19 protein-coding genes are annotated in these 22,289 nt (G+C 56.8%); 11 read left to right on the top strand and 8 right to left on the bottom strand.

Going from position 1 to position 22,289, the window contains the following annotated elements:
- Window positions 1-98: 98 nt before the first annotated feature.
- Window positions 99-893, bottom strand: a complete 795-nt coding sequence (gene panB, locus WN53_RS02745; RefSeq protein WP_024484348.1) for a 3-methyl-2-oxobutanoate hydroxymethyltransferase — start codon at window positions 891-893, stop codon at window positions 99-101.
- Window positions 894-1,055: 162 nt separating this feature from the next.
- Between panB and qseB the strand changes: the two genes are divergently transcribed.
- Window positions 1,056-1,718 (top strand): quorum sensing response regulator transcription factor QseB, encoded by a 663-nt coding sequence (gene qseB, locus WN53_RS02740; RefSeq protein ID WP_024484349.1) that lies wholly within the window; start codon window positions 1,056-1,058, stop codon window positions 1,716-1,718.
- Entirely contained in the window at window positions 1,715-3,100 is a 1,386-nt protein-coding gene (gene qseC / locus WN53_RS02735; RefSeq protein ID WP_024484350.1) for a quorum sensing histidine kinase QseC, read from the top strand. The genes qseB and qseC overlap by 4 nt, the downstream gene beginning before the upstream one ends.
- Here qseC and folK read toward each other — a convergent pair.
- From folK to thpR, 6 genes are all read right to left on the bottom strand, one after another.
- Complete coding sequence (gene folK / locus WN53_RS02730) at window positions 3,085-3,579, bottom strand: 2-amino-4-hydroxy-6-hydroxymethyldihydropteridine diphosphokinase (RefSeq protein ID WP_024484351.1); 495 nt, start codon at window positions 3,577-3,579, stop codon at window positions 3,085-3,087. The genes qseC and folK overlap by 16 nt on opposite strands.
- A complete protein-coding gene (pcnB, locus tag WN53_RS02725; RefSeq protein WP_024484352.1) occupies window positions 3,579-4,895 on the bottom strand; it encodes a polynucleotide adenylyltransferase PcnB in 1,317 nt (438 codons plus the stop codon). Before pcnB ends, folK begins: the two co-directional genes overlap by 1 nt.
- A 291-nt stretch (window positions 4,896-5,186) precedes the next feature.
- A complete protein-coding gene (gene gluQRS, locus WN53_RS02720) occupies window positions 5,187-6,098 on the bottom strand; it encodes a tRNA glutamyl-Q(34) synthetase GluQRS (protein WP_024484353.1) in 912 nt (303 codons plus the stop codon).
- A 73-nt stretch (window positions 6,099-6,171) separates the two neighbouring features.
- Window positions 6,172-6,627, bottom strand: coding sequence for an RNA polymerase-binding protein DksA (gene dksA / locus WN53_RS02715; protein ID WP_021179742.1), 456 nt, complete (start codon window positions 6,625-6,627; stop codon window positions 6,172-6,174).
- A gap of 207 nt (window positions 6,628-6,834) precedes the next feature.
- Window positions 6,835-7,542, bottom strand: coding sequence for a DNA/RNA nuclease SfsA (sfsA, locus tag WN53_RS02710; protein WP_021806247.1), 708 nt, complete (start codon window positions 7,540-7,542; stop codon window positions 6,835-6,837).
- Complete coding sequence (gene thpR / locus WN53_RS02705) at window positions 7,539-8,081, bottom strand: RNA 2',3'-cyclic phosphodiesterase (RefSeq protein ID WP_024484355.1); 543 nt, start codon at window positions 8,079-8,081, stop codon at window positions 7,539-7,541. Before thpR ends, sfsA begins: the two co-directional genes overlap by 4 nt.
- Before the next feature lie 67 nt (window positions 8,082-8,148).
- Between thpR and hrpB the strand changes: the two genes are divergently transcribed.
- From hrpB to WN53_RS02670, 7 genes are all read left to right on the top strand, one after another.
- A complete protein-coding gene (gene hrpB, locus WN53_RS02700) occupies window positions 8,149-10,599 on the top strand; it encodes an ATP-dependent helicase HrpB (protein ID WP_235166955.1) in 2,451 nt (816 codons plus the stop codon).
- Window positions 10,600-10,819: 220 nt separating this feature from the next.
- Window positions 10,820-13,321, top strand: coding sequence for a bifunctional glycosyl transferase/transpeptidase (gene mrcB / locus WN53_RS02695; RefSeq protein ID WP_024484357.1), 2,502 nt, complete (start codon window positions 10,820-10,822; stop codon window positions 13,319-13,321).
- Between the two features lie 256 nt (window positions 13,322-13,577).
- Entirely contained in the window at window positions 13,578-15,779 is a 2,202-nt protein-coding gene (gene fhuA, locus WN53_RS02690; RefSeq protein ID WP_024484358.1) for a ferrichrome porin FhuA, read from the top strand.
- 47 nt (window positions 15,780-15,826) lie between these two features.
- Window positions 15,827-16,624 carry a Fe3+-hydroxamate ABC transporter ATP-binding protein FhuC gene (fhuC, locus tag WN53_RS02685; RefSeq protein ID WP_024484359.1) on the top strand — a complete coding sequence of 266 codons (798 nt, stop codon included), beginning with the start codon at window positions 15,827-15,829 and terminating at the stop codon, window positions 16,622-16,624.
- The gene (fhuD, locus tag WN53_RS02680; protein ID WP_024484360.1) at window positions 16,624-17,529 is read left to right on the top strand and encodes a Fe(3+)-hydroxamate ABC transporter substrate-binding protein FhuD; all 906 of its coding nucleotides are present in this window, start codon (window positions 16,624-16,626) and stop codon (window positions 17,527-17,529) included. The genes fhuC and fhuD overlap by 1 nt, the downstream gene beginning before the upstream one ends.
- Window positions 17,526-19,514, top strand: coding sequence for a Fe(3+)-hydroxamate ABC transporter permease FhuB (fhuB, locus tag WN53_RS02675; RefSeq protein WP_024484361.1), 1,989 nt, complete (start codon window positions 17,526-17,528; stop codon window positions 19,512-19,514). Before fhuD ends, fhuB begins: the two co-directional genes overlap by 4 nt.
- Window positions 19,515-19,819: 305 nt before the next feature.
- Entirely contained in the window at window positions 19,820-19,972 is a 153-nt protein-coding gene (locus WN53_RS02670) for a Hok/Gef family protein (protein ID WP_024484362.1), read from the top strand.
- A 302-nt stretch (window positions 19,973-20,274) separates the two neighbouring features.
- Here the strand turns inward: WN53_RS02670 and metK are convergent, their stop codons facing one another.
- Window positions 20,275-21,429: a methionine adenosyltransferase gene (gene metK, locus WN53_RS02665; protein ID WP_021806239.1), complete on the bottom strand. Its 1,155-nt coding sequence runs from the start codon at window positions 21,427-21,429 to the stop codon at window positions 20,275-20,277.
- Between metK and WN53_RS28545 the strand changes: the two genes are divergently transcribed.
- Together WN53_RS28545 and WN53_RS29105 are read left to right on the top strand one after the other, a co-directional pair.
- The gene (locus tag WN53_RS28545) at window positions 21,428-21,574 is read left to right on the top strand and encodes a hypothetical protein (protein ID WP_021179752.1); all 147 of its coding nucleotides are present in this window, start codon (window positions 21,428-21,430) and stop codon (window positions 21,572-21,574) included. The two genes, metK and WN53_RS28545, sit on opposite strands and share 2 nt — an antisense overlap.
- Before the next feature lie 368 nt (window positions 21,575-21,942).
- A complete protein-coding gene (locus WN53_RS29105; protein ID WP_418337646.1) occupies window positions 21,943-22,086 on the top strand; it encodes a hypothetical protein in 144 nt (47 codons plus the stop codon).
- Window positions 22,087-22,289: the final 203 nt, after the last annotated feature.

The following is a 22,289-nucleotide window of genomic DNA, read 5'->3' as shown; positions in this document are numbered from 1 at the left end:
CCCAGTCACTTACCCAAAAGTAAGCTCCTGGGGATGAGTAAGCTTGTCGCCTAGCTGCAACTTGAAATCCATAGGGTATATCAATCGTGGCCGGTCACTCAGTTGAACGAGTGCTCTTCGTCGGGATAAATCCCTTGCTCGACTTCCCGAATATACAGCTGCACGGCACCGCGAATATCGCCGCCCTGCGCCAGAAAGTTTTTGGCAAATTTAGGGGTATGGCCGCCGGTGATCCCCAAGGCGTCATGCATCACCAGGATCTGGCCATCGGTAGCGTTGCCGGCACCAATACCGATCACCGGGATCGACAAGGCTTCAGTAACCTGGCGGGCCAGTTCGGTTGGTACGCACTCCAGCACCAACAGCTGCATACCGGCCAGCTCCAGATTCTGGGCGTCGATCAGCAGTTGCTTGGCCGCCAACTCGTCACGCCCCTGTACCTTGTAGCCGCCAAACACGTTGACAGATTGTGGCGTGAGGCCAAGATGGCCGCAGACGGGGACGGCGCGCTCCGCGAGCATTTTCACCGTTTCGCAAAGCCAACTGCCGCCTTCTATTTTGACCATGTTGGCCCCGGCGCGCATCACCTCGGCCGCGCTTTGGCAGGCAAGCTCAGGCGTGGCGTAACTCATGAAAGGCAGGTCGGCCAACAGCAGGCTGGCTGGTGCCCCACGGCGTACCGCGCGGGTATGGTAAGCCACGTCGGCCACGGTTACCGGCAGCGTTGAGTCATGCCCTTGCAGCGTCATCCCTAGCGAGTCGCCGACCAGTAATACTTTAATACCTTGTTCTTCAAACAGCTGGGCAAAGCTGGCATCGTAGGCGGTAATAGTCGCAAACTTGCGCTGCTCCTGCTTCCACTGGCGTAAATGGCTCAGGGTGGTAGGTTTCATCACAACGTCTCCTGCAGTAACCGCGCGGCCTGGATTTGTAGCACGGTGGTAAAAAGTGTTGTCATTCTACTGTAACCCTTCAGGGGTGGGTAGCTCCGATGCTGATGGTTAAGATGTTCTTAAGAAGCTTATGATGTAATGGTCTGTCCAAAGGGAGAGCGCATGAGAATTCTGTTGATTGAAGATGACAAACTGATCGGTGATGGCATCAAGGCGGGCTTGACCAAGCTGGGGTTTAACCTCGACTGGTTTACCGATGGCATCGTCGGTAAGAACGCCCTGGACAGTGCACCTTATGATGCGGTGATCCTCGATCTCAGCTTGCCGGGGTTGGACGGGTTGGATCTGCTGCGCCAGTGGCGTCAGGCCGGGCAGGATGTGCCGGTGCTGATCCTGACCGCGCGTGACGCGTTGGAACAGCGTGTCAGCGGGTTGCAAAGCGGAGCCGATGATTACCTGTGCAAGCCTTTTGCTCTAACGGAGGTTGCCGCGCGGTTACAGGCGTTGATCCGCCGCCGCCATGGGCAACTGACGCCTCAACTGGTCCACGGCAACCTGGTGTTTGATGCCGCATCCCGCAGCGTGAGCTGCAACGGTGAGCCCGTGACGCTGACCCCGCGCGAACTGGCGGTGCTGGAACTGTTTCTGCACAACAAGGGGCGTGTGCTGGCACGGCCGCTGATCCAGGAAAAACTGTATAACTGGGATGACGACGTGAGCAGTAACGCGGTTGAGGTCCATATCCATCATCTGCGGCGCAAGTTGGGTAATGGTTTTATCCGCACCGTACATGGCGTGGGCTACACGTTGGGGGATGAACCGTGAAGTCATTGAGTTTGCGGTTGCGGCTGATCCTGATCTTCAGCCTGCTGGCATTGCTGACCTGGTGCTCCGCCAGCATGGTGGCGTGGATGATGACGCGCCACAATATCAACGAAGTGTTCGACACCCAACAGATGCTGTTTGCCAAACGGCTGGCGACCGCCGATCTGGGGGATTTGCTGGCTAATCAGCAAGTGCGCAGCCTGCCAAAAACCAAGAAGATGCTGAACCACGGCAAGCGCGGAGAGCAGGACGATGATGCGTTGGCGTTCGCCATCTTTTCCCACGATGGGCGCATGCTGCTCAACGACGGTGAGAACGGTGAGGATTTTCAGTTTGACGGTGAGCGACAAGGATTTGTCGATGGTCAACGCAAAGAAGATAGCGACAGTTGGCGGTTGCTATGGCTCACCAGCCCGGATGGGCGTTACCGCATTGTGGTCGGCCAGGAATGGGATTATCGGCATGATATGGCGTTGGGGTTGGTGATGGGGCAGTTGCTGCCCTGGCTGGTGACGTTGCCGATCCTGATGTTGCTGATCGCCCTGATGGTTGGCCGCGAGCTAAGACCGTTGCGTGAGGTGGCCGCCAGCCTACGCCAACGAGCTCCAGACGATGCTACGCCGCTGAATGCACACCAGGTACCCAGTGAGGTGCGCCCGTTGGTGGAAGCGCTGAATACGCTGTTTACGCGCATTAATAGCCTGCTGGTGCGTGAGCGTCGGTTTACTTCGGATGCTGCCCATGAGTTGCGCAGCCCATTGGCCGCATTGCGGGTGCAGACCGAGGTGGTGCAACTGGCGGGGGACGATGTGCCCATGCGTGAACATGCAGTGAATAACCTAACGGTGGGTATCGATCGAGCCACGCGCCTGGTGGACCAACTGCTCACCCTGTCCCGGCTGGACTCGCTCGCCGATTTGCACGATCTGGCCTTGGTCGACTGGTGCCAACTGGTGCCGATGACCCTGGCGGAGCTGGATCGACAGGCGCATACCTCCGGGATCACACTGCGTTACCAGCAGCAGGGCGAACCTCCTGCACTATCGGGCCAGCCGCTGCTGTTATCGTTGTTGGTGCGCAATCTGGTGGACAATGCGATACGTTACACTCCGGCCGGTGGCACGGTAACGGTCACGCTCAGCCAGCGGCAACTGACGGTGGAGGACGACGGCCCTGGCGTCACGGCTGAGCATCTGGAAAGACTGGGGGAGCGCTTTTATCGCCCACCGGGGCAGGAACAGACGGGAAGCGGGCTGGGTTTGTCCATTGTGCAGCGGATTGCCGGCTTGCACGGACTGCGGGTGAGCTTTGCCAATCGGACGGAAGGTGGGTTTATCGCGACGTTAACGTTGTCTGGGAGTGGTATTCAACCCTTGGGTTGATGCCACAGCGTCATGCCGTTTTTTGGCACGCGTTGTAAGCACTCCGCGAGGGTTTCACCGTCTGGGAATACCAGATCCGGAGCGATATCCGCCAGCGGGTAGAGCATAAATTCACGTTCTTTCAGGCCGTAATGGGGCACGGTGAGGCGTTCGGTGTCGATCACCAGATCGCCGTACAACATCATATCCAGATCCAGCGTGCGAGGGCCCCAGCGTTCATCTTTGCGCACTCGGCCCTGATTGCGTTCAATCGCCTGGGTGTGATCGAGCAGCTGTTCCGGTGGCAACTGGGTATCCAGTGCCACCACCGCGTTGAGATAATCCGGCTGGTTCTGTGGCCCCAGCGGCTTGGTGCGGTACAGCGGTGAACAAACGATCAGACGGGTGCGTGGAATATGCTCCAACGCCTCCAGCGCGGTCTTCACCTGTTGCAAAGGTTGCGCCAGATTGCTACCCAGCGCGATATAAACGCGGATCATTATGCTCCTTCGTTATTTGGAGACCTGCGGCGTGGGCGGCGCTGACGAGCCCGACGCGGTGCCGGATCTTCGCCTAGCGTGCTCAGCATGTTTTTCTGGCGGGCCGCGGTGGCCACCTGGAATTCATCCCACCATTCGGCAAGACGCAGCATCTCCGGGTTGTTTTCCACTTCGGCACGCAGTGCCAGCAAATCATACGCCGCACGGAATTTAGGGTGTTCCATCAGTTTGTGCGCACGCTTGCCCTGACGACGGGACAGGCGTAACTGCAGTTGCCAGATGTCACGTACCAGTGTAGTGATTCGTTTGGGGATTGCCAGTGAACGGCACTCTTCGTCCAACACATCGTTCATGGCCAGGGCAAAGGCGTCGTAATAGGCCAGGCCGCTTTCCTGCGCCAGTTTCTGTGCGTGCTCCAGCAGTGGGTACCACAGCATGGCGGCAAACAGGAACGCCGGGTTGACGCGCTTGTCGTTTTGCAGGCGATGATCGGTATTTTTCAGTACCTGCTCAAGAATGCGTTCCATCGGCGTGTCGTGATTCGGCGTGAAGTTACGCGCGATCAATGGGAACAGCGGCTGGAACAGCTGATATTCACACAGCTTCAGGTAGGTCTGGTAACCGTAACCCGTTTGCAGCAGCTTCAGCGCCTCTTCAAACAGGCGAGCCGGTGGGATTTCGTGCAGCAGCGAGGCCAGGCGTGGAATTGGCTCGGCGGTTTCTTCGCTGATGGTCATATCCAGCTTGGCGGCAAAGCGTACCGCGCGCAGCATCCGCACCGGATCTTCGCGGTAGCGGGTTTCCGGATCGCCGATCAGGCGGATAACGCCCTGTTGCAGATCGCGCAGGCCCCCAACGTAATCACGCAGGGCAAAGTCGGCTACGCCGTAATACAGGCTGTTGATGGTAAAATCGCGGCGCTGGGCATCGTCTTCGATGGTACCGAAGATGTTATCGCGCAGCAGCATGCCGTTCTGGGCCTGCTGGGAAGAGTTCTTGTCAGATTCCTGACTCTGTTCGTGGTGGCCACGGAAGGTGGCGACTTCGATGATTTCCGGCCCGAACATCACGTGCGCCAGCCTGAAACGGCGGCCGACCAGGCGGCAGTTGCGGAACAGTTTGCGCACCTGCTCTGGGGTAGCGTTGGTGGTAATGTCGAAATCTTTCGGCTTTTTGCCGAGCAACAGATCGCGTACACCGCCGCCGACCAGATAGGCTTCATAGCCGGATTTATTCAGGCGATACAGCACCTTCAGCGCATTTTCGCTGATATCTTTGCGCGAGATCGCATGTTGATCGCGGGGGATAACGGTCATTGAGCGCGTTCCCTCTGCGGCTACAAATGGCGGGCGTTTACGCGGCGCCGGACGGCGGGCAGGTGTTTCCCTGCCGCTCTCGGTAGAGCGCGGTGGCGTTGTTGCTAACGGTTCTGCAGGCGCGCTTTCTTCGCGGACTTGGTTTTTATCGCTGGCCGGCGCATCTTCGCGGGTCAACTTGTCATCGCGGATTAGTACCTTACGGCAGAAATTGGCTACTCGGGTAAAAATGGTACACCTCGATAGTGACGGATAAAAATGGCGCTAACAAAAATAGCGGCTAATCATAGCTTACCCCGGCTGTTTTGAGAATGCCGTTGTGTTTTCACACTGTGGGATCGCTTGCTGACGTGGCACATTTGCCAACTGCCAATGCTCAACCGCCCAGCTCAATAATAACGGCAGATCAAGATCTTGCCAGTTTTCTGGCAGCGGTTGGCGCAGAAACTTCAGGGCAGCAACCAGTACTGGCCGTGGATCGCCAGTGGGCAGCGCGGGAGCATGATTTTGCTTCGACAGTTTAATGCCGTTATTCCCCAGCGCCAGTGGCAAATGCACATAGTCGGGAACCGGTGCCTGTAATTGCTGATACAGCGCAATCTGGCGCACCGTGGGTTCGATCAGATCGGCACCGCGGACGATTTCGGTCACGCCTTGAAAATGATCGTCGATCACCACCGCCAGATTGTAGGCAAACAGGCCGTCGCGGCGGCGGATGATGAAATCTTCCTGTGCCAGCGCCGGATCGGCCCGTAGCTCGCCCTGCAACCGATCGTGGAAGGCATACACCGGGTTTGATTGACGTAAGCGGATTGCGGCACCCTGCGGGCCAAGCCGTAACTGGCGGCAATGACCATCGTACAAACCGCCGATCTGCTGGATGCGGCTGCGGGTACAGGTGCAGTAATAGCTGAGATCCTGGCGTTGCAGCCAATCAAGGGTTGCGCGGTAAGCTTCAGAGCGTTGGGATTGATAGATGACCTGGCCGTCCCAGTGGAGACCATAGTGTTCAAGTGCGGATAAGATACGCCCGGCAGCTCCGGCGACTTCGCGCGGAGGGTCGATATCTTCAATACGTACCAGCCATTGCCCGCGTTGAGCACGAGCCTGGAGGTAGCTTCCCAGAGCGGCAATCAGCGAACCGAAATGCAGATCCCCGGAAGGCGATGGGGCAAAGCGCCCCACATAGTGACTTGCTAGCATATCTGAAGGGATTGCTTCCCTTAACTCTGTGCGGCGCGCGTTATTGGCACGCGCCGCAGGAGGTAACAACTGCTTAGCCGGCCATCTGCTTTTCGCGGATTTCGGCCAACGTCTTGCAGTCGATGCACAAATCAGCAGTCGGACGCGCTTCAAGGCGACGAATGCCAATCTCCACGCCGCAAGACTCGCAGAAGCCGAAATCATCGTCTTCTACTTTCTTCAGCGTTTTCTCGATCTTTTTGATCAGTTTGCGCTCGCGGTCACGGTTACGCAGTTCGAGGCTGAACTCTTCTTCCTGAGTGGCACGGTCTGCCGGATCCGGGAAGTTGGCTGCCTCTTCTTGCATATGCGACACGGTACGATCGACTTCGTCCCTGAGTTGGTTGCGCCATGCTTCAAGGATGCGCCTGAAATGCGTCAACTGGGCGTCGTTCATGTACTCTTCGCCCGGTTTCTCTTGATACGGCTCCACCCCAGCGATGGCGAGAATGCTCAAGGACGAGGTTTTACGGGTTTGCCCTTCTTGCATATTGCTTCTCCTACATACACACGCACTATACCCTTTAATGCTAGTAGGGTATGTCGAATCCCCAATACGGGGGAAAAACAGGCCGCTATAAATAACAGAAGGGAAGAGGGATGGCAATTATTCCTGTCGCCTGCTTGACAATGGTGTGAAGGAAGGCGTATTTGGCGAAGCAATATCCGGTTGTCGATTTATTTGTGCCCGGCACCGCTAGCCAATAAAAAACGGTAACTTAGCGCTTAGCGAGATACCGTCAGGTGATAATTTTGCCCCGTAACAAACAACTTCCACTCCCAACTGCTGAACCTGCGCTAGTAGCACCGCATAATGCTCATCAATATGATTTGCTGGGGTGACCCGATCGATGCCGCTGTGTAACACGGCAAAGAACAGCACCGCCCGCTGCCCTTGTTCAACCACGTTTTGCAACTCACGCAGATGCTTCTGCCCTCTCAGCGTTACGGCATCAGGGAAGTAGCCCTGTTGATGTTGCAATAGTGTGACTGACTTAACTTCAATATAGCAGTCAACCCGGTTTTCTGCCTGTAATAACAAATCGATACGGCTGTTTTCGCCGCCATATTTCACTTCGCCGGTGATTTTACTGTAACCGGATAATTCACTGATTATATTCTGTTCAATAGCTTCACGAACCAGGGTGTTGGCGCGCAGGGTGTTGACGCAGATCCAGTCGCCAGCCTGGGTATGTGTCAGCTCCCAACTGTGGGCATATTTGCGTTTGGCGTTGTCCGAAGTGGAGTACCAAACGGTGTCCCCTGGCGTAGCACAGCCGGTCATGGCGCCGGTGTTGGCGCAGTGCAGGGTAAAGGTTTCACCTTCGGGGGTGATCACATCGGCCAGAAAACGTTTGTAGCGCTTGATGAGCGTGGCCGGTTTTAGCGGTGGGTCAAAGATCATGATTTATCCTGTGGGCCGAGTGGCCACTGCTCTAATTCGTGGTAGCGGGTACGGCCCTGTTCAAACGACGATTGGTAGAGAGAGAAATGGCTGGCGTTGAACGGCCAACCCGGCGTGCCAGGAGGAATAGCGACCGGCTGGGTCGCGGCGCGTAATAACGTGATATGGGGATGAAACGGCATCGGGCTTTGATAACAGCCGCTGCGGGCCGCTTGCGAACGCAGCAATTCCGCCAGCTGTAACAGCGCGCGTGGGGGGCGTTTGCTGCCCAACCATACCACTCCGGGGCGCGGCCAGTGGCCAAGATCGTCCAGATTGAGGCTAAAACCCGCCTGCGTGATACGCCCGGCCTGCGTTTTTAGCGCCAGCTCTTTCTGTGCACTGACCTCGCCGAGAAAGGCTAGCGTCAGATGCAGATTGGCGGCGGCCACCGGGCGGCCATCTTCGGGTTTAAATGCCTCGGCCCGCCAGCGGATCACCTGCTGCTGCAAGGCATCGGGTAGCGACAAGGCGAAGAACAGGCGGCGCGAGCTGGACATGGAACCCCGGTAAATGAATGAAATGCTGAGCCTAATGCTACAATGTGCGCTGTCCATTAACTACCCCATGGAGAGTTTTGTGTCCTCACTGCCCGTCAGCGCGGTTCTTGATGAGCTGCTTGCCGCACTGCAATCTGCCCCACAGGTGTTGTTGCATGCCCCCACCGGTGCCGGGAAATCCACCTGGCTGCCGTTGCAGATCCTGGCAAAAGCCGGGCTGCCGGGGCGTATCATCATGCTGGAGCCACGGCGGCTGGCGGCAAAAAACGTCGCTTACCGTTTGGCGCAACAGCTGGGTGAAGAACCGGGTCAGACCGTGGGCTATCGCATGCGTGCCGAGAGCAAAAGTGGGCCGCATACGCGACTTGAGGTGGTGACCGAGGGCATTCTCACCCGCATGTTGCAGCAGGACGCCGAACTGCAGGGTGTCTCGCTGATTATTCTTGATGAATTCCACGAGCGTAGTTTACAGGCCGATCTGGCCTTGGCTCTGCTGCTGGATGTGCAGCAAGGGCTGCGTGACGATCTGAAACTGCTGATCATGTCCGCGACGCTGGATAATGCGCGGCTGTCGCAACTGCTGCCGCAAGCGCCGGTGGTGGTGTCGGAAGGGCGTAGCTACCCGGTTGAACGGCAGTACCAACCTTTGCCAAGCCATCAACGGTTGGAGGATGGCGTTGCCTCGGCGGTGAAGCGTCTGTTGGCTGAGCAATCAGGTTCGCTGCTGTTATTCCTGCCCGGCGTGGCGGAGATTAACCGCGTGCAGGAACGGCTCATTGGCGAGGTGCCAGCGGATACCGATCTCTGCCCGCTGTACGGCGCATTGCCGTTGGCACAGCAGCAAAAGGCGATCCAGCCGGCGCAGCACGGTCGGCGTAAAGTGGTGTTGGCGACCAATATCGCCGAAACCAGTTTGACCATTGAAGGCATCCGTCTGGTCGTCGACAGCGGGCTGGAGCGCGTAGCACGTTATGACGTCCGTAATGGCCTGACGCGATTGGTCACCCAGCGTATCAGCCAGGCTTCAATGATCCAGCGCGCCGGGCGTGCCGGGCGCTTGGAGTCGGGAATTTGCTGGCATCTGTTTGCCAAAGAGCAGGCGGAGCGTGCTGCGGAACATGCCGAGCCGGAGATCCTGCAAAGCGATCTGGCCAGCTTCTGGCTGGAACTGCTGCAATGGGGCTGTGTGGATGTGGATCAACTCACCTGGCTCGATCGGCCGCCGTTGGCCGCATTAGCTGCCGCTCGCCGTTTATTACATACCCTGGCAGCTATCGACGACGGTGAGAAGCTCACAACCATTGGTCGTCAAATGGCCGGGTTGGGTTGCGATCCCAGACTGGCGGCTATGCTGTGTGCCGGTGCCAAGATGGGAGCCGATGGATTAGCCACGGCGGCGATGTTGGCCGCTTTGCTGGAGGAGCCGCCGCGCAGTGGACAGATGGATATCGGTTATTGGCTGAGCCGCCCCCAGCCACATTGGCAACGCCGGGCGGCGCAATTGAGTAAGCGCTTACCGCAAAAAAGTGGGCAGATTGATGCCGATCTGGCCGCTCCTTTGCTGGCGCAGGCATTTGCCGATCGTATCGCTCAACGGCGCGGGCAGGATGGGCGCTATCTGTTGGCCAATGGCCTGGGCGCAGCGATGGCTCAGGACGAAGCGCTCTCGCGTGCTCCCTGGTTGATTATTCCCAGCCTGTTGCAAGGCCATAACAGCCCGGATGCCCGTATCCTGCTGGCGTTACCCATCGAAATTGATGCGCTGGTGGCGAGGTTGCCCGAGATTGTCAGTAGCCAGACAGCCGTCGAGTGGGATGAGGAAAAGGGCACCCTGCGGGCCTGGAAGCGCCAACAGATTGGCCGCTTGACGCTGCGGGCTCAGCCGCTGGCCAAACCGGCGGAAGAGGAACTGCAACAGGCACTGATAAACTGGGTCCGCGCCCAGGGATTGGTCGTGCTTAATTGGGACACTGCTGCCGAACAGTTGCGCCTGCGTTTACACTGTGCCCAGCGTTGGTTGCCAGAGGCCGACTGGCCACCGGTGGATGACGAGACGTTGCTCGACTCCCTGGAAAGCTGGTTGCTGCCGTCATTGAGCGGCGTTCGCGATCTGCGCGGATTAAAGCAGGTCAATATCGCTGAAGCCTTGGCCCGCCGGTTAGACTGGCAGCAAAAGCAACGGCTGGATAATGCCCTGCCAACTCATTATGCTGTGCCGACCGGTAGCCGTTTGCCGATCCGCTACGATGCCGACAAACCGCCGGTATTGGCGGTGCGTTTACAGGAGATGTTTGGTGAGCAGCGTAGCCCAACGTTGGCTGAGGGTCGCATCCCGGTGGTGCTTGAGTTACTCTCTCCGGCGCACCGGCCATTGCAGATCACCGGCGATCTGGCCGCCTTCTGGCAAGGGGCGTACCGCGAGGTGCAAAAGGAAATGAAGGGGCGCTATCCCAAACACGTATGGCCAGACGATCCGGCTAATACCGCCCCCACCAGGCGCACCAAGAAATACCAGTAACGAATTCAGATGTTTCTTCTGTTCAGCCCGGCAACATAGGCACAGATTAAGCGACAAAATAACGGACCCGTCGTCTTTCAAGCTGCAGCGTTGTTACCTGCACTAACTCACCCCAGTCACTTACCCAAAAGTAAGCTCCTGGGGATGAGATAGTTTGTCGCCTAGCCGCAGCTTGAAATCCATAGGGTATAAATTGCAGCAAGCGTGGAGAAGAACCGCAATGGCTGGGGATGACCGCGAGCCCATCGGGCGCAAAGGCAAACAACCAAAACGTAATCAGCCGCGCAAAGCGGCGCGTCGTCAACGTGACGACGATTATGAAGAAGACGAGTATCAGGATGAGTATGACGATGATGAGTACGATGACGACGAAGAGGAACAACGCATGCCGCCAAAGGTAAAAGCGAAGTCGCCGCGTAAAAAGCGCCGTTGGCTCGGCCTGCTGATAAAACTGTTCCTGGTGATTGCGGTGCTGCTGGCGATCTACGGTGTTTATCTGGATTCCCAGATCCGTAGCCGCATCGATGGCAAAGTCTGGCAGTTACCGGCGGCGGTGTATGGCCGCATGGTTAACCTTGAGCCGGGCATGCCGTATAGCAAAAAGGAAATGGTCGCCCTGCTGGAGGGGATGCAATATCGCCAGGTCAGCCGCATGACCCGGCCTGGGGAGTTTACCGTGCAGGCCAACAGCATCGAGATGCTGCGCCGCCCGTTTGATTTCCCGGATGGCAAAGAAGGCCAGATCCACGCTCGCCTCGATTTCCAAAACAATGGTCTGGCGAAAATCGTCAACATGGAAAATCAGCGTAACTTTGGCTTCTTCCGCCTCGATCCGCGCCTGATCACCATGCTGCAATCGCCGAATGGCGAGCAACGCCTGTTTGTACCGCGCTCTGGTTTCCCAGACCTGCTGGTCGACACGCTAATCGCTACCGAAGACCGCCATTTCTACGAGCATGATGGTATCAGCTTCTACTCCATTGGCCGTGCGGTGGTGGCCAACCTGACCGCAGGGCGTGCGGTGCAGGGGGGCAGTACCTTGACTCAGCAACTGGTAAAAAACCTGTTCCTGACCAACGAGCGTTCGCTGTGGCGTAAGGCCAACGAAGCCTACATGGCTTTGCTGGTAGATTACCGTTATAGCAAAGACCGTATTCTGGAGCTGTATCTGAACGAGGTGTATCTCGGCCAGAGCGGCAGCGATCAGATCCGTGGCTTCCCGTTGGCCAGCCTGTACTACTTTGGTCGCCCGGTCGATGAACTGAGCCTGGATCAGCAGGCGCTGTTGGTGGGCATGGTGAAAGGGGCCTCGCTGTATAACCCTTGGCGTAACCCAAAGTTGGCGCTGGAGCGTCGTAACCTGGTGCTCAAGCTGTTACAGAACCAGGGGGTGATCGACGCTGAGCTGTATAACATGCTGAGCGCTCGCCCGCTGGGCGTACAGCCGAAAGGTGGGGTGATTTCACCGCAGCCTGCGTTTATGCAACTGGTGCGTCAGGAGTTGCAGGCCAAGCTGGGTGACAAGGTTAACGATCTTTCCGGCGTGAAGATCTTCACTACGCTGGATCCGGTTTCACAGGATGCGGCCGAGAAGGCAGTGGAAGACGGTATCCCAGCTCTGCGCGCTGCGCGTCATGTGAACGATCTGGAAGCGGCGATGGTAATTGTCGATCGCTTCACCGGAGAGGTTCGCGCCATGGTGGGCGGTGCCGATCCTCAGTTTGCCGGTTTTAACCGTGCGCTGCAGGCGCGCCGTCTGGTTGGGTCACTGGCCAAGCCGCCAACCTATCTGACCGCGCTGTCGGAACCGGATAAGTATCGGCTCAATACCTGGCTGGCCGATCAGCCGCTGTCGATCAAACTGTCTAATGGCAGTTCGTGGCAGCCGAATAACTACGATCGCCAGTTCCGTGGCCGGGTGATGCTGGTGGATGCGTTGGCCAACTCGCTCAACGTGCCAACGGTCAACCTGGGGATGTCGGTAGGGCTGGATCAGATCAGCGCGACCCTGCAAAAGTTGGGTATTCCTAAATCGGCGATCACTCCGGTGCCTTCCATGTTGCTGGGGGCCATCGGCCTGACGCCGATGGAAGTAGCACAGGAATACCAGACCATCGCCAGTGGGGGTAACCGCGCGCCGCTGTCTGCCGTGCGTTCAGTGATCGCGGAAGACGGCACCGCGTTGTATCAGAGCTTCCCGCAGGCGGAACGTATGGTGCCAGCACAGGCGGCTTACCTGACGCTGTATGCTATGCAGCAGGGTGTGGCACGCGGGACTTCACGTTCGCTGTCGGTCAAGTTCCCTAATTACAACCTGGCCGCTAAAACCGGTACCACTAACGATCTGCGTGACAGCTGGTTTGCCGGTATCGACGGTAAGGAAGTGGCGATTGCCTGGGTAGGGCGTGACAATAACGGCCCAGCCAAATTGACAGGTGCCAACGGTGCTTTGACGCTGTATCGCCGCTATCTGGAAAACCAGACGCCGCTGGTGCTGAAGCTGCAACAACCGGAAGGCATTAGCCAGATGGGGATTGATTCTGCCGGTAACTTTATCTGTGGTGGCAGCAGTTGGCGCACCATCCCGGTTTGGACTGAAAACCCGCAGGGGCTATGCCAGGCAAGCCAGGCCGAGCAGCAACAAACTCAACAGCAGCAAGCCGGCGAACAGAAAGATGCCGATGGCGTTGCTGGCTGGATAAAAGATATGTTTGGCAAATAAACCCCAGCCGTTATGTTAAGCATATTTATCATTTGATTTTACTGTGTTATCAAGCCCGTAGCGTTCTGTTACGGGCTTTCCTTTCTGTGTTGTTGGTTTTATTTCCACTCTGTTAATGCGGTTACCACACCAATCCCATAGCTTTTTTACGGCCGAAATACGCTTGCAGTTCCGCTAGCCTTCTGCATAAAATGCCGCGCTTATAATAATTATTATCGTTCACATTCGTTATCAAATCACATCAGAGAAACCAGACATGCCGACCAAGCGTCATTCCTCATCACCGGCCAAATCAGGCTTGTTCCCCGTAAGCGTTTTGGCTGCCACGATCGCGGCTACGCTAACCTTGCCTGCGGTTGCAGCTCAGACGACGGCTGCCGCGGATGCCGATACTATTACGGTGGTAGGGGGCGGCAGCGGTGGTGCTTCACAGGAAAGCGCCTGGGGCCCAGTGGGCACCATCGTGGCGAAACGCAGCGCGACCGGCACCAAAACGGATACGCCGTTGGTGAAGACCCCTCAATCGGTGTCTGTGGTCACGCGTGAACAAATGGACGTTATGCAGCCTTCCTCGGTGAAAGAAGCGTTAGGCTTCACCCCTGGTGTGATGGTGGGCAGCCGCGGCAGCTCCAACGTCTATGATGCGGTTTATATTCGTGGTTTTGGCTCGGTCAACCAGAATATCTATCTGGACGGTTTGAAGCTGCAAGGCGACTATTTTAACGAAGCCGTAATCGATCCTTATTTCCTGGAGCGGGCCGAAGTGCTGCGCGGGCCTTCTTCCGTGCTTTACGGTAAAAGCAGCCCGGGTGGGATTATCTCGCTGATCAGCAAGCGCCCAACCACGGAACCGCTGAAAGAAATCCAATTTAAAATGGGTACAGATAACCTGTTCCAGACTGGCTTTGATTTCAGCAATGCGTTGGATGATGACGGCAAGTATTCCTTCCGCCTGACCGGGTTGGCCAAAGACGCTGACGCTCAGCAGGAGATGGCCAAGGAAAAACGCTATACCATTGCGCCTTCATTCAGTTGGCAGCCCGATGAGCATACCAACCTGACGCTGTATTCTTACCTGCAAAACGATCCTAACCTCGGCTACTACGGCTGGTTGCCGATGCAGGGAACGGTGGTCAACGCGCCTTATGGCAAACTGCCAACCAACTTCAACGAAGGCGAAAAGAGTAACTTCTATTCGCGCCAGACGCGCATGTTTGGTTACAGCTTCTCTCATGATTTCGATGATACCTGGGCCGTACGCCAGAACCTGCGTTATATGCAGTTGCATACCAACCAGAACAATATCTATGGCACTGGCGTAAACGCCGACAACACGACCCTCAACCGTAACTATATCGCTTCGGATGAGCGCCTGAATAACTTCAGCGTCGATACCCAAGGCCAGGCCAAGTTTGCTACTGGCCGTGTGGATCATACGTTGCTGGCTGGCGTAGATTTTATGCGCATGAGTAACGATATTCAGGGCGGCTGGGGCGTGGCCAGTCCACTGGATCTGGCAAACCCGCAGTTTGGTAATTATACCAAGGGGACGTTAAACCCAACCAGTAAGGTCAATGGTCAACGGCAGGTGGGTATTTACCTGCAGGAACAGGCCGAGTGGAACCAATGGATCCTGACAGCCGGTACGCGCTATGACTGGGCTAAGAGCACCGTTGAGGATCGCACCGACATGGCTACGATCCCCTACAGCGAGCAGAAAGATCACCAGTCTACCAATCGCATCGGCCTTAACTATCTGTTCGACAACGGCATCTCGCCGTATGTCAGTTACGCGCAATCTTTCGAGCCGAACGTGGGCGCAGGTTATGACGGCAAAGCCTTCGTTCCTTCCAAAGGCGAACAGTATGAAGCTGGCGTGAAATACATGCCAAAAGATCGCCCTGTCTCTGCCACCATTGCCATCTATCAACTGACCAAGTCAAATAACCTGGTCACGGATGTTGAGCATGCCGATAAAGGTTGGTTCCAGCAGCAAACCGGGGAGATCCGCTCTCGCGGCGTAGAGTTGGAAGGCAAAGCGGCGCTGACGGCTAACGTCAACCTGCTGGCGTCCTATACCTATACCGATGCTGAATACACCGAAGACACCACCAACCAGGGCAATACGCCAGCGATCATTCCTAAGCATATGGCCTCGCTGTGGGGGGATTACACCTTCCACGAAACCGCATTGAGTGGCCTGACGCTGGGCGCGGGTGTGCGTTATACCGGCTCAACCTATGGTGACGAAGCCAACACCTTCAAAGTGCCGGACTACACCGTGTGGAATACCGTGATCAAATATGATTTGGCACGCTTCAACCTGCCAGGTTCTTCCGTAGCGCTTAACGTTAACAACCTGTTTGATAAAGAGTATGTCTCTAGCTGTTTCGCCACCTATGGCTGCTTCTGGGGTGCAGAACGTCAAGTGGTCGCCACGGCAACCTTCAGTTTCTAATCGGCTACCGGGAGCGGCCTTTGGTCGCTCCCCGCCAAGCAGGGCCTATGCAGGATAAACACCTTAATCGCGATGCTACGTTCCAGCTCGACCGCGTGAGCTTTGCCGTGCCAGGGCGGGTGCTGTTACAGCCGCTGTCATTGGCTTTCCCTCAAGGCAAAGTGTGTGGATTGATTGGGCATAATGGCTCCGGCAAATCCACGCTGCTGAAAATCCTCGGTCGTCACCAAAATCCTACCTCCGGCCAGGCGCTGCTTAACGGGCAACCGCTGGGCCAATGGGATAGCAAAGCCTTCGCTCGCCAAGTAGCCTATCTGCCGCAGCAATTGCCCGCAGCGGAAGGGATGACGGTGCGCGAATTGGTCGCCATCGGCCGCTACCCGTGGCATGGCGCGTTAGGCCGTTTCAAGGCTGGCGATCGCGAGCTGGTAGAAGAGGCGATCGGGCTGGTGGGGCTCAAACCCTTTGCCAACCGCCTGGTAGATAGCCTCTCCGGGGGGGAACGTCAACGGGCCTGGCTGGCGATGATGGTCGCGCAGGACAGCCGTTGTTTGTTGCTGGATGAACCGACTTCGGCGTTGGATATTGCTCATCAGGTTGAAGTGCTGGCGTTGATCCAACGCCTGAGCCATGAGCGCGGCCTGACGGTGATTGCAGTGCTGCATGACATCAACATGGCGGCTCGGTATTGCGACCATCTGGTGGCGTTACGCGGTGGCGAAATGATTGCCCAGGGGTCATCGCTTGAGCTGATGCAAGGGCCGGTGCTGGAACAGATCTACGGCATCCCGATGGGCATATTGCCGCATCCAAGTGGCGGTGCACCAGTGAGCTTCGTTTATTAATGCCTACCTCTGCCGATTTTCATCATGATCCGCTGCGCCGGCGTTTATTAACGGCGATGGCATTATCGCCTCTGCTGTTCTCTTTACCGTCGCGAGCGACAGATTTGCCCGATATCACCCGCATCGCGGCATTGGAGTGGCTACCGGTCGAGCTGTTGATCGCACTGGGCGTGATGCCGCAGGCGGTTGCCGATATCCACAACTACAACCTGTGGGTACAAGACCCTCGGTTGCCGGACTCGGTGATCGACGTCGGTCAACGTACCGAACCTAATCTGGAGCTGTTGCAACAGCTCAAACCTTCTCTGATCCTGCTTTCCAAAGGCTATGGTCCTTCGCCACAAAAACTGCAGCCTATCGGCCCGACCATGGAGTTTGGCTTTAACGACGGTAGCGGTAAACCGCTCACCGTGGGCAAAAACTCGTTGCTGCAATTGGCACAGCGGATAGGTCTGGAGGCGCGGGCTACCCAACATCTGCAACAGTTTGATGCTTTCATGCTAGAGGCGCGTAACCGCCTGGCGGGGTACCGGCAACAACCGCTGCTGCTGTTTTCTTTGCTCGATCCTCGGCACGTGTTGGTCATCGGCCAGAAGAGTCTGTTTCAGGAAGTGATGGATCAGCTAGGCATCGAGAATGCCTGGCAGGGGGAAACTAACTTCTGGGGAACTTCGGTGGTGGGGATAGAACGTCTGGCGACAATAAAAAATGCGCGAGCGATTTATCTCGATCATGGTAATCAAGCCATGATGGATAAGGTCAGCAAGACGCCGTTGTGGCAGGCCTTGCCGTTTATCCGCCAGGGACAACTGCGGCAGGTGCCAGCGGTGTGGTTCTACGGTGCCACGCTGTCAGCCATGCGTTTTTGCCGCTTGCTGGAGCAGGCGCAGGAGACCGGCTCATGAGTGCACGCCTGCGTATCTTGCCGATAGCGCTGATCCTGCTATTGCTGGTAGCGGCGGGTGGCCTGACGCTCTTCAACCTGCTGCATCAACTGCCGTGGGACCAGTGGTCACAGGCGTTGGTACAACCAGACATCGACAATGTCGATCAGATGCTGTTTCACTACAGCCTGTTGCCACGCCTGTCGGTGTCGTTGCTGGTGGGGGCCGGACTGGGATTGGTCGGCGTACTGTTCCAGCAGGTATTACGCAATCCTTTGGCGGAACCCGCTACGCTCGGCGTGGCTGCCGGGGCTCAGCTAGGCTTGACGATTGCCACGCTGTGGATGCTGCCTGGGGGCGAATTGACCCGACAACTGGCGGCGATGGTCGGTGCCATTGTGGTCGGCGGGCTGGTGTTCGGCGTTGCCTGGGGCAAACGGATGTCGCCCGTGACGTTGATTCTGGCCGGTCTAGTTCTTGGGCTGTACTGCGGTGCGGTCAATAGCCTGCTGGCGTTGTTCAATTACGATCAGCTGCAAGGCTTGTTCCTGTGGAGCACCGGTGCGCTAAACCAGCAGGATTGGGGGACGGTGCAGTTTATCCTGCCGCGCTTGCTGTTGGTTGCCGTGCTGGCCGCGTTATTGATCCGACCGTTAACGCTGTTAGGGCTGGACGACGGCGTGGCGCGTAATCTGGGCCTGGGCCTGGCAATGTCGCGCTTTGCCGCGTTGGCGGTGGCGATTGTGTTCAGCGCCATGTTGGTCAATGCGGTCGGGGTGATCGGTTTTATCGGCCTATTTGCCCCGTTGATGGCCAAGATGCTGGGAGCTCGCCGTCTGGCGCACCGCATGATGCTGGCTCCGCTATTGGGTGCATTGCTGCTGTGGTTGACCGATCAGGTGATGATCTGGCTGACATTGGTATGGCGTGAAATCCCGACCGGCGCGGCAACGGCACTGATTGGTGCACCGTTGTTGCTTTGGCTACTGCCACGCTTACGCAGCAGCGCAACCCCGCCGCCGATGGATCTTGGTGACAGAGTGCCTGTCGAACGTGGCAACTTGCCGATATGGATCCTGCTGGGGAGCGTTTTACTATTGGCCGGGATTGCGGTGGCGCTGATGTTTGGGCAAAACCCCCACGGCTGGCACTGGAGCGTAGGCAGTGAATTACAGGCGTTGATGCCTTGGCGCTGGCCACGAGTGGTTTCTGCCCTGGCGGCCGGGATGATGCTGGCGGTAGCCGGAACGCTGATCCAGAAACTGACCGGTAACCCGATGTCCAGCCCGGAAGTGCTGGGGATCAGTTCCGGCGCAGCTTTCGGCGTGGTGGTGATGCTGTTTATCGTCCCTGGTGATGCTTTTATCTGGCTATTACCCGCCGGGAGTCTGGGGGCGGCGGCTACGCTGTTGATCATCATGATTGCGGCTGGGCGCGGCGGATTCTCTACCGAACGTATGCTGTTGGCGGGGATCGCCCTCAGCACCGCCTTTAGTACCACCATTTTCCTGCTGCTGGCCAGTGGCGATCCCCGTATGGGGGGGCTGTTGGTGTGGCTTTCCGGCTCTACCTACTCGGTGGATGCTCCGCAGGCAATACGTACGGCGGCGATTGCTGGCGTGTTGATATTGTTGGCCCCGCTGTGTAGACGTTGGCTGACAATTCTGCCGTTGGGCGGCGCTACAGCACGTTCCGTAGGGATTGCCCTGACGCCGACCAGGCTGAGCATTTTGCTGCTGGCGGCAACGCTGACCGCGATGGCAACGCTAACCGTTGGGCCGCTGAGCTTTATTGGCCTAATGGCACCGCATATGGCCCGCATGTTGGGATTCCGCCGGGCGCTGCCGCAGATGGTGATTGCTGCGTTGCTAGGCGGCCTGCTGATGGTGTTTGCGGACTGGTGTGGCAGGATGGTGATGTTCCCTTACCAAATCCCCGCCGGGCTGCTGGCGACCTTTATTGGCGCGCCGTACTTTGTCTATCTGCTGCGTAAGCAAACTTCGTAGACTATTTCGGGTTACCACCATTGCCACCAAGGGCTCAGCATTGCTGGGCCCTTGTTTTTTCAGGCCGTTACAATGCATTGCGTGGCACTGCGCAAAGTTGGTATTTAGCCGTGAAACAGCCGCCAGCCGGGCTGGAGAGGTGAATATACTGCGGGTGGGTGCTCTGGATCTTTGTATCTGGAGCCTGAGCAAAAGGTACAAAGAGAAAAGCCCCGAGTCGATAATATCAACCCGAGGCCAACTCTAACGCTCGACAACATTAGGTTAGCTTCTTACTCGCCGCGAGGCAAGGATAAGGAGGCATGATGCCAAACAGAGGAGATATCGTAAAACTGGTCGTTATCTGTACCACGGTGATCTTGTTGGTATGGATAACGCGCAGCAAACTTTGTGAGCTGCGCATTCGATCGGGCAACACGGAGGTTGCGGCCATTTTGGCCTACGAATCCGAACGGTAAGGCAACCCAACGGCGGGGGCCTGCTCCCGCCCGTTGGTTGTAAGCGTATACCCGTCGTCTTTCAAGTCGCAGCGTTGTTACCTGCACTATCTCACCCCAGTCACTTACAAAAACGTAAGCTCCTGGGGATGAGATAGCTTGGTGCCTAGCTGTGCCGTACAGGGATGTACAAATGCCGTGAGCGCAGGGATGCGCAAGAGCGGCCAACTTGAAATCCATAGGGTATAGAGATCTATGAGCACCCATCTACAAACTAAAACGGCGAGCCTCAGGCTCGCCGTTGTTACGTCTAACGCTCAGGCTTACTTCAAACCAGCCGCTTCACGAAGTTGGGCTGCCTTGTCGGTCGCTTCCCATGGGAAGTGTTCGCGGCCAAAGTGGCCGTAAGCCGCGGTTTCGCGGTAGATCGGTTGCAGCAGATCCATCATCTGGATCAGGCCGTATGGGCGCAGATCGAAGAACTCACGCACCAGCAGGGTCAGTTGCTCGGTTGAGATCTTCTCGGTGCCGAAGGTTTCCACCATGATGGAGGTAGGTTCCGCTACGCCGATAGCGTAGGACACCTGGATCTCACAGCGATCTGCCAGACCCGCGGCCACGATGTTTTTTGCCACGTAGCGTGCAGCATACGCCGCAGAACGGTCAACTTTGGAAGGATCCTTGCCGGAGAACGCGCCGCCACCGTGACGGGCCATGCCGCCGTAGGTATCAACGATGATTTTACGGCCAGTCAGACCACAGTCACCCATTGGGCCACCGATAACAAAACGGCCGGTTGGGTTGATGTGGTATTTGGTGCCTGCGGTCAGCCACTCGGCTGGCAGTACCGGCTTGATGATCTCTTCCATCACCGCTTCTTGCAGATCTTTCAGCGCGATATCATCGGAATGCTGGGTGGACAGCACCACGGCATCAATACCGACGATTTTGCCATCGTCATACTGGAACGTGACCTGGCTTTTGGCGTCTGGGCGCAGCCAAGGCAGGGTACCATTTTTACGCACTTCGGCCTGGCGTTGAACCAGACGGTGGGCATAAGTGATTGGTGCAGGCATCAACACGTCGGTTTCATTAGAGGCATAACCGAACATCAGGCCCTGATCGCCAGCACCTTGCTCCAGCGGATCGCTGCGGTCAACACCCTGGTTGATATCCGGTGATTGTTTACCGATGGCGCTCAGTACGGCACAGGAGTTGGCATCAAAGCCCATATCGGAATGGACATAGCCAATCTCGCGCACGGTTTTGCGGGTGATCTCTTCGATATCGACCCAGGCGCTGGTGGTGATCTCGCCGCCAACCAGCACCATGCCGGTTTTCACGTAGGTTTCGCAGGCTACGCGGGCTTTTGGATCCTGTTCCAGGATGGCATCAAGAACGGCATCCGAGATCTGATCGGCAATTTTATCCGGATGTCCTTCGGAAACAGATTCGGACGTGAAGAGGTGTTTAGCCATGGTGTTCTTTACCTTGCAAAAGACGGGTTGGAAATTACTGCACAGCGCTGGAGATCCGGGCATCAAAGCGAAGGGTCTTCCGCTGATGGCGAGATGCATCCTGCAACGCCCCTCAGGCAAAGCCGTTAAGCAGTTTATCGGTTAATCAGTATAGATGGATTAACATCTGGACGTCTATTTTAGGTCAGCCTTTAGCCGGATTGCCAGCAATTTTTTGCCCTAACGCTCTTTTGGGCAAACCACTTGCCGCCATTTTCATCGCTTGAAACAGTTTCTGGCGAATTTTCATTTTGCATTTTGCCCGGGGGTCCGGTATAAACTGCGCGCGCGGTTCATTTGGTGCACAGCGTGTTGCAGAAAATTGAAACTTTCTGTAAACCCGGCAACGCCGCGCCATGATCTACCGTAGGTACCCAATGATGGGGCCGCCGCTTCATTGAACGTTCACGTTCTTATACTATATAGAGGCTTTGTCGTTCATCGCGAGCGGCATGCGTGGAGGTGGTTGGATTAATGATCCGTTGTCTACTGGTTGTTGGTTCTCAACAGCAGTGCCGTTCTGGCGCGCATTCTTGTGCTATTTCCCGTCTTGTCTCTACACCATCTACCCGATGTTACACACATCTGGGCGCTACTCAGGATTCTCGGGCCGGTTAACGGCTGTCTGAAGCACTGAACAAGGGTAGCCTACAGCTCTCCTGTGGGATGATTCTTTACCCGATTCACGAGGTTTGAACAGGGTGTCTTACAATAAATCTATTGGGTATAAACCGATCGCTGACCACGAACGGCAGGTGAATTCACTGCTAAAATGGGGTGTTTCCGGGTTGTTCTCGCGGGTTGTAGCTGCGATAGTGGCT

Origin of the sequence: Serratia fonticola (genome assembly GCF_001006005.1) — a bacterium.
Classification (GTDB): domain Bacteria; phylum Pseudomonadota; class Gammaproteobacteria; order Enterobacterales; family Enterobacteriaceae; genus Chania; species Chania fonticola.
Note: the sequence above shows the minus strand (reverse complement) of the source record. Positions and strands in the feature narration are given on the sequence as shown.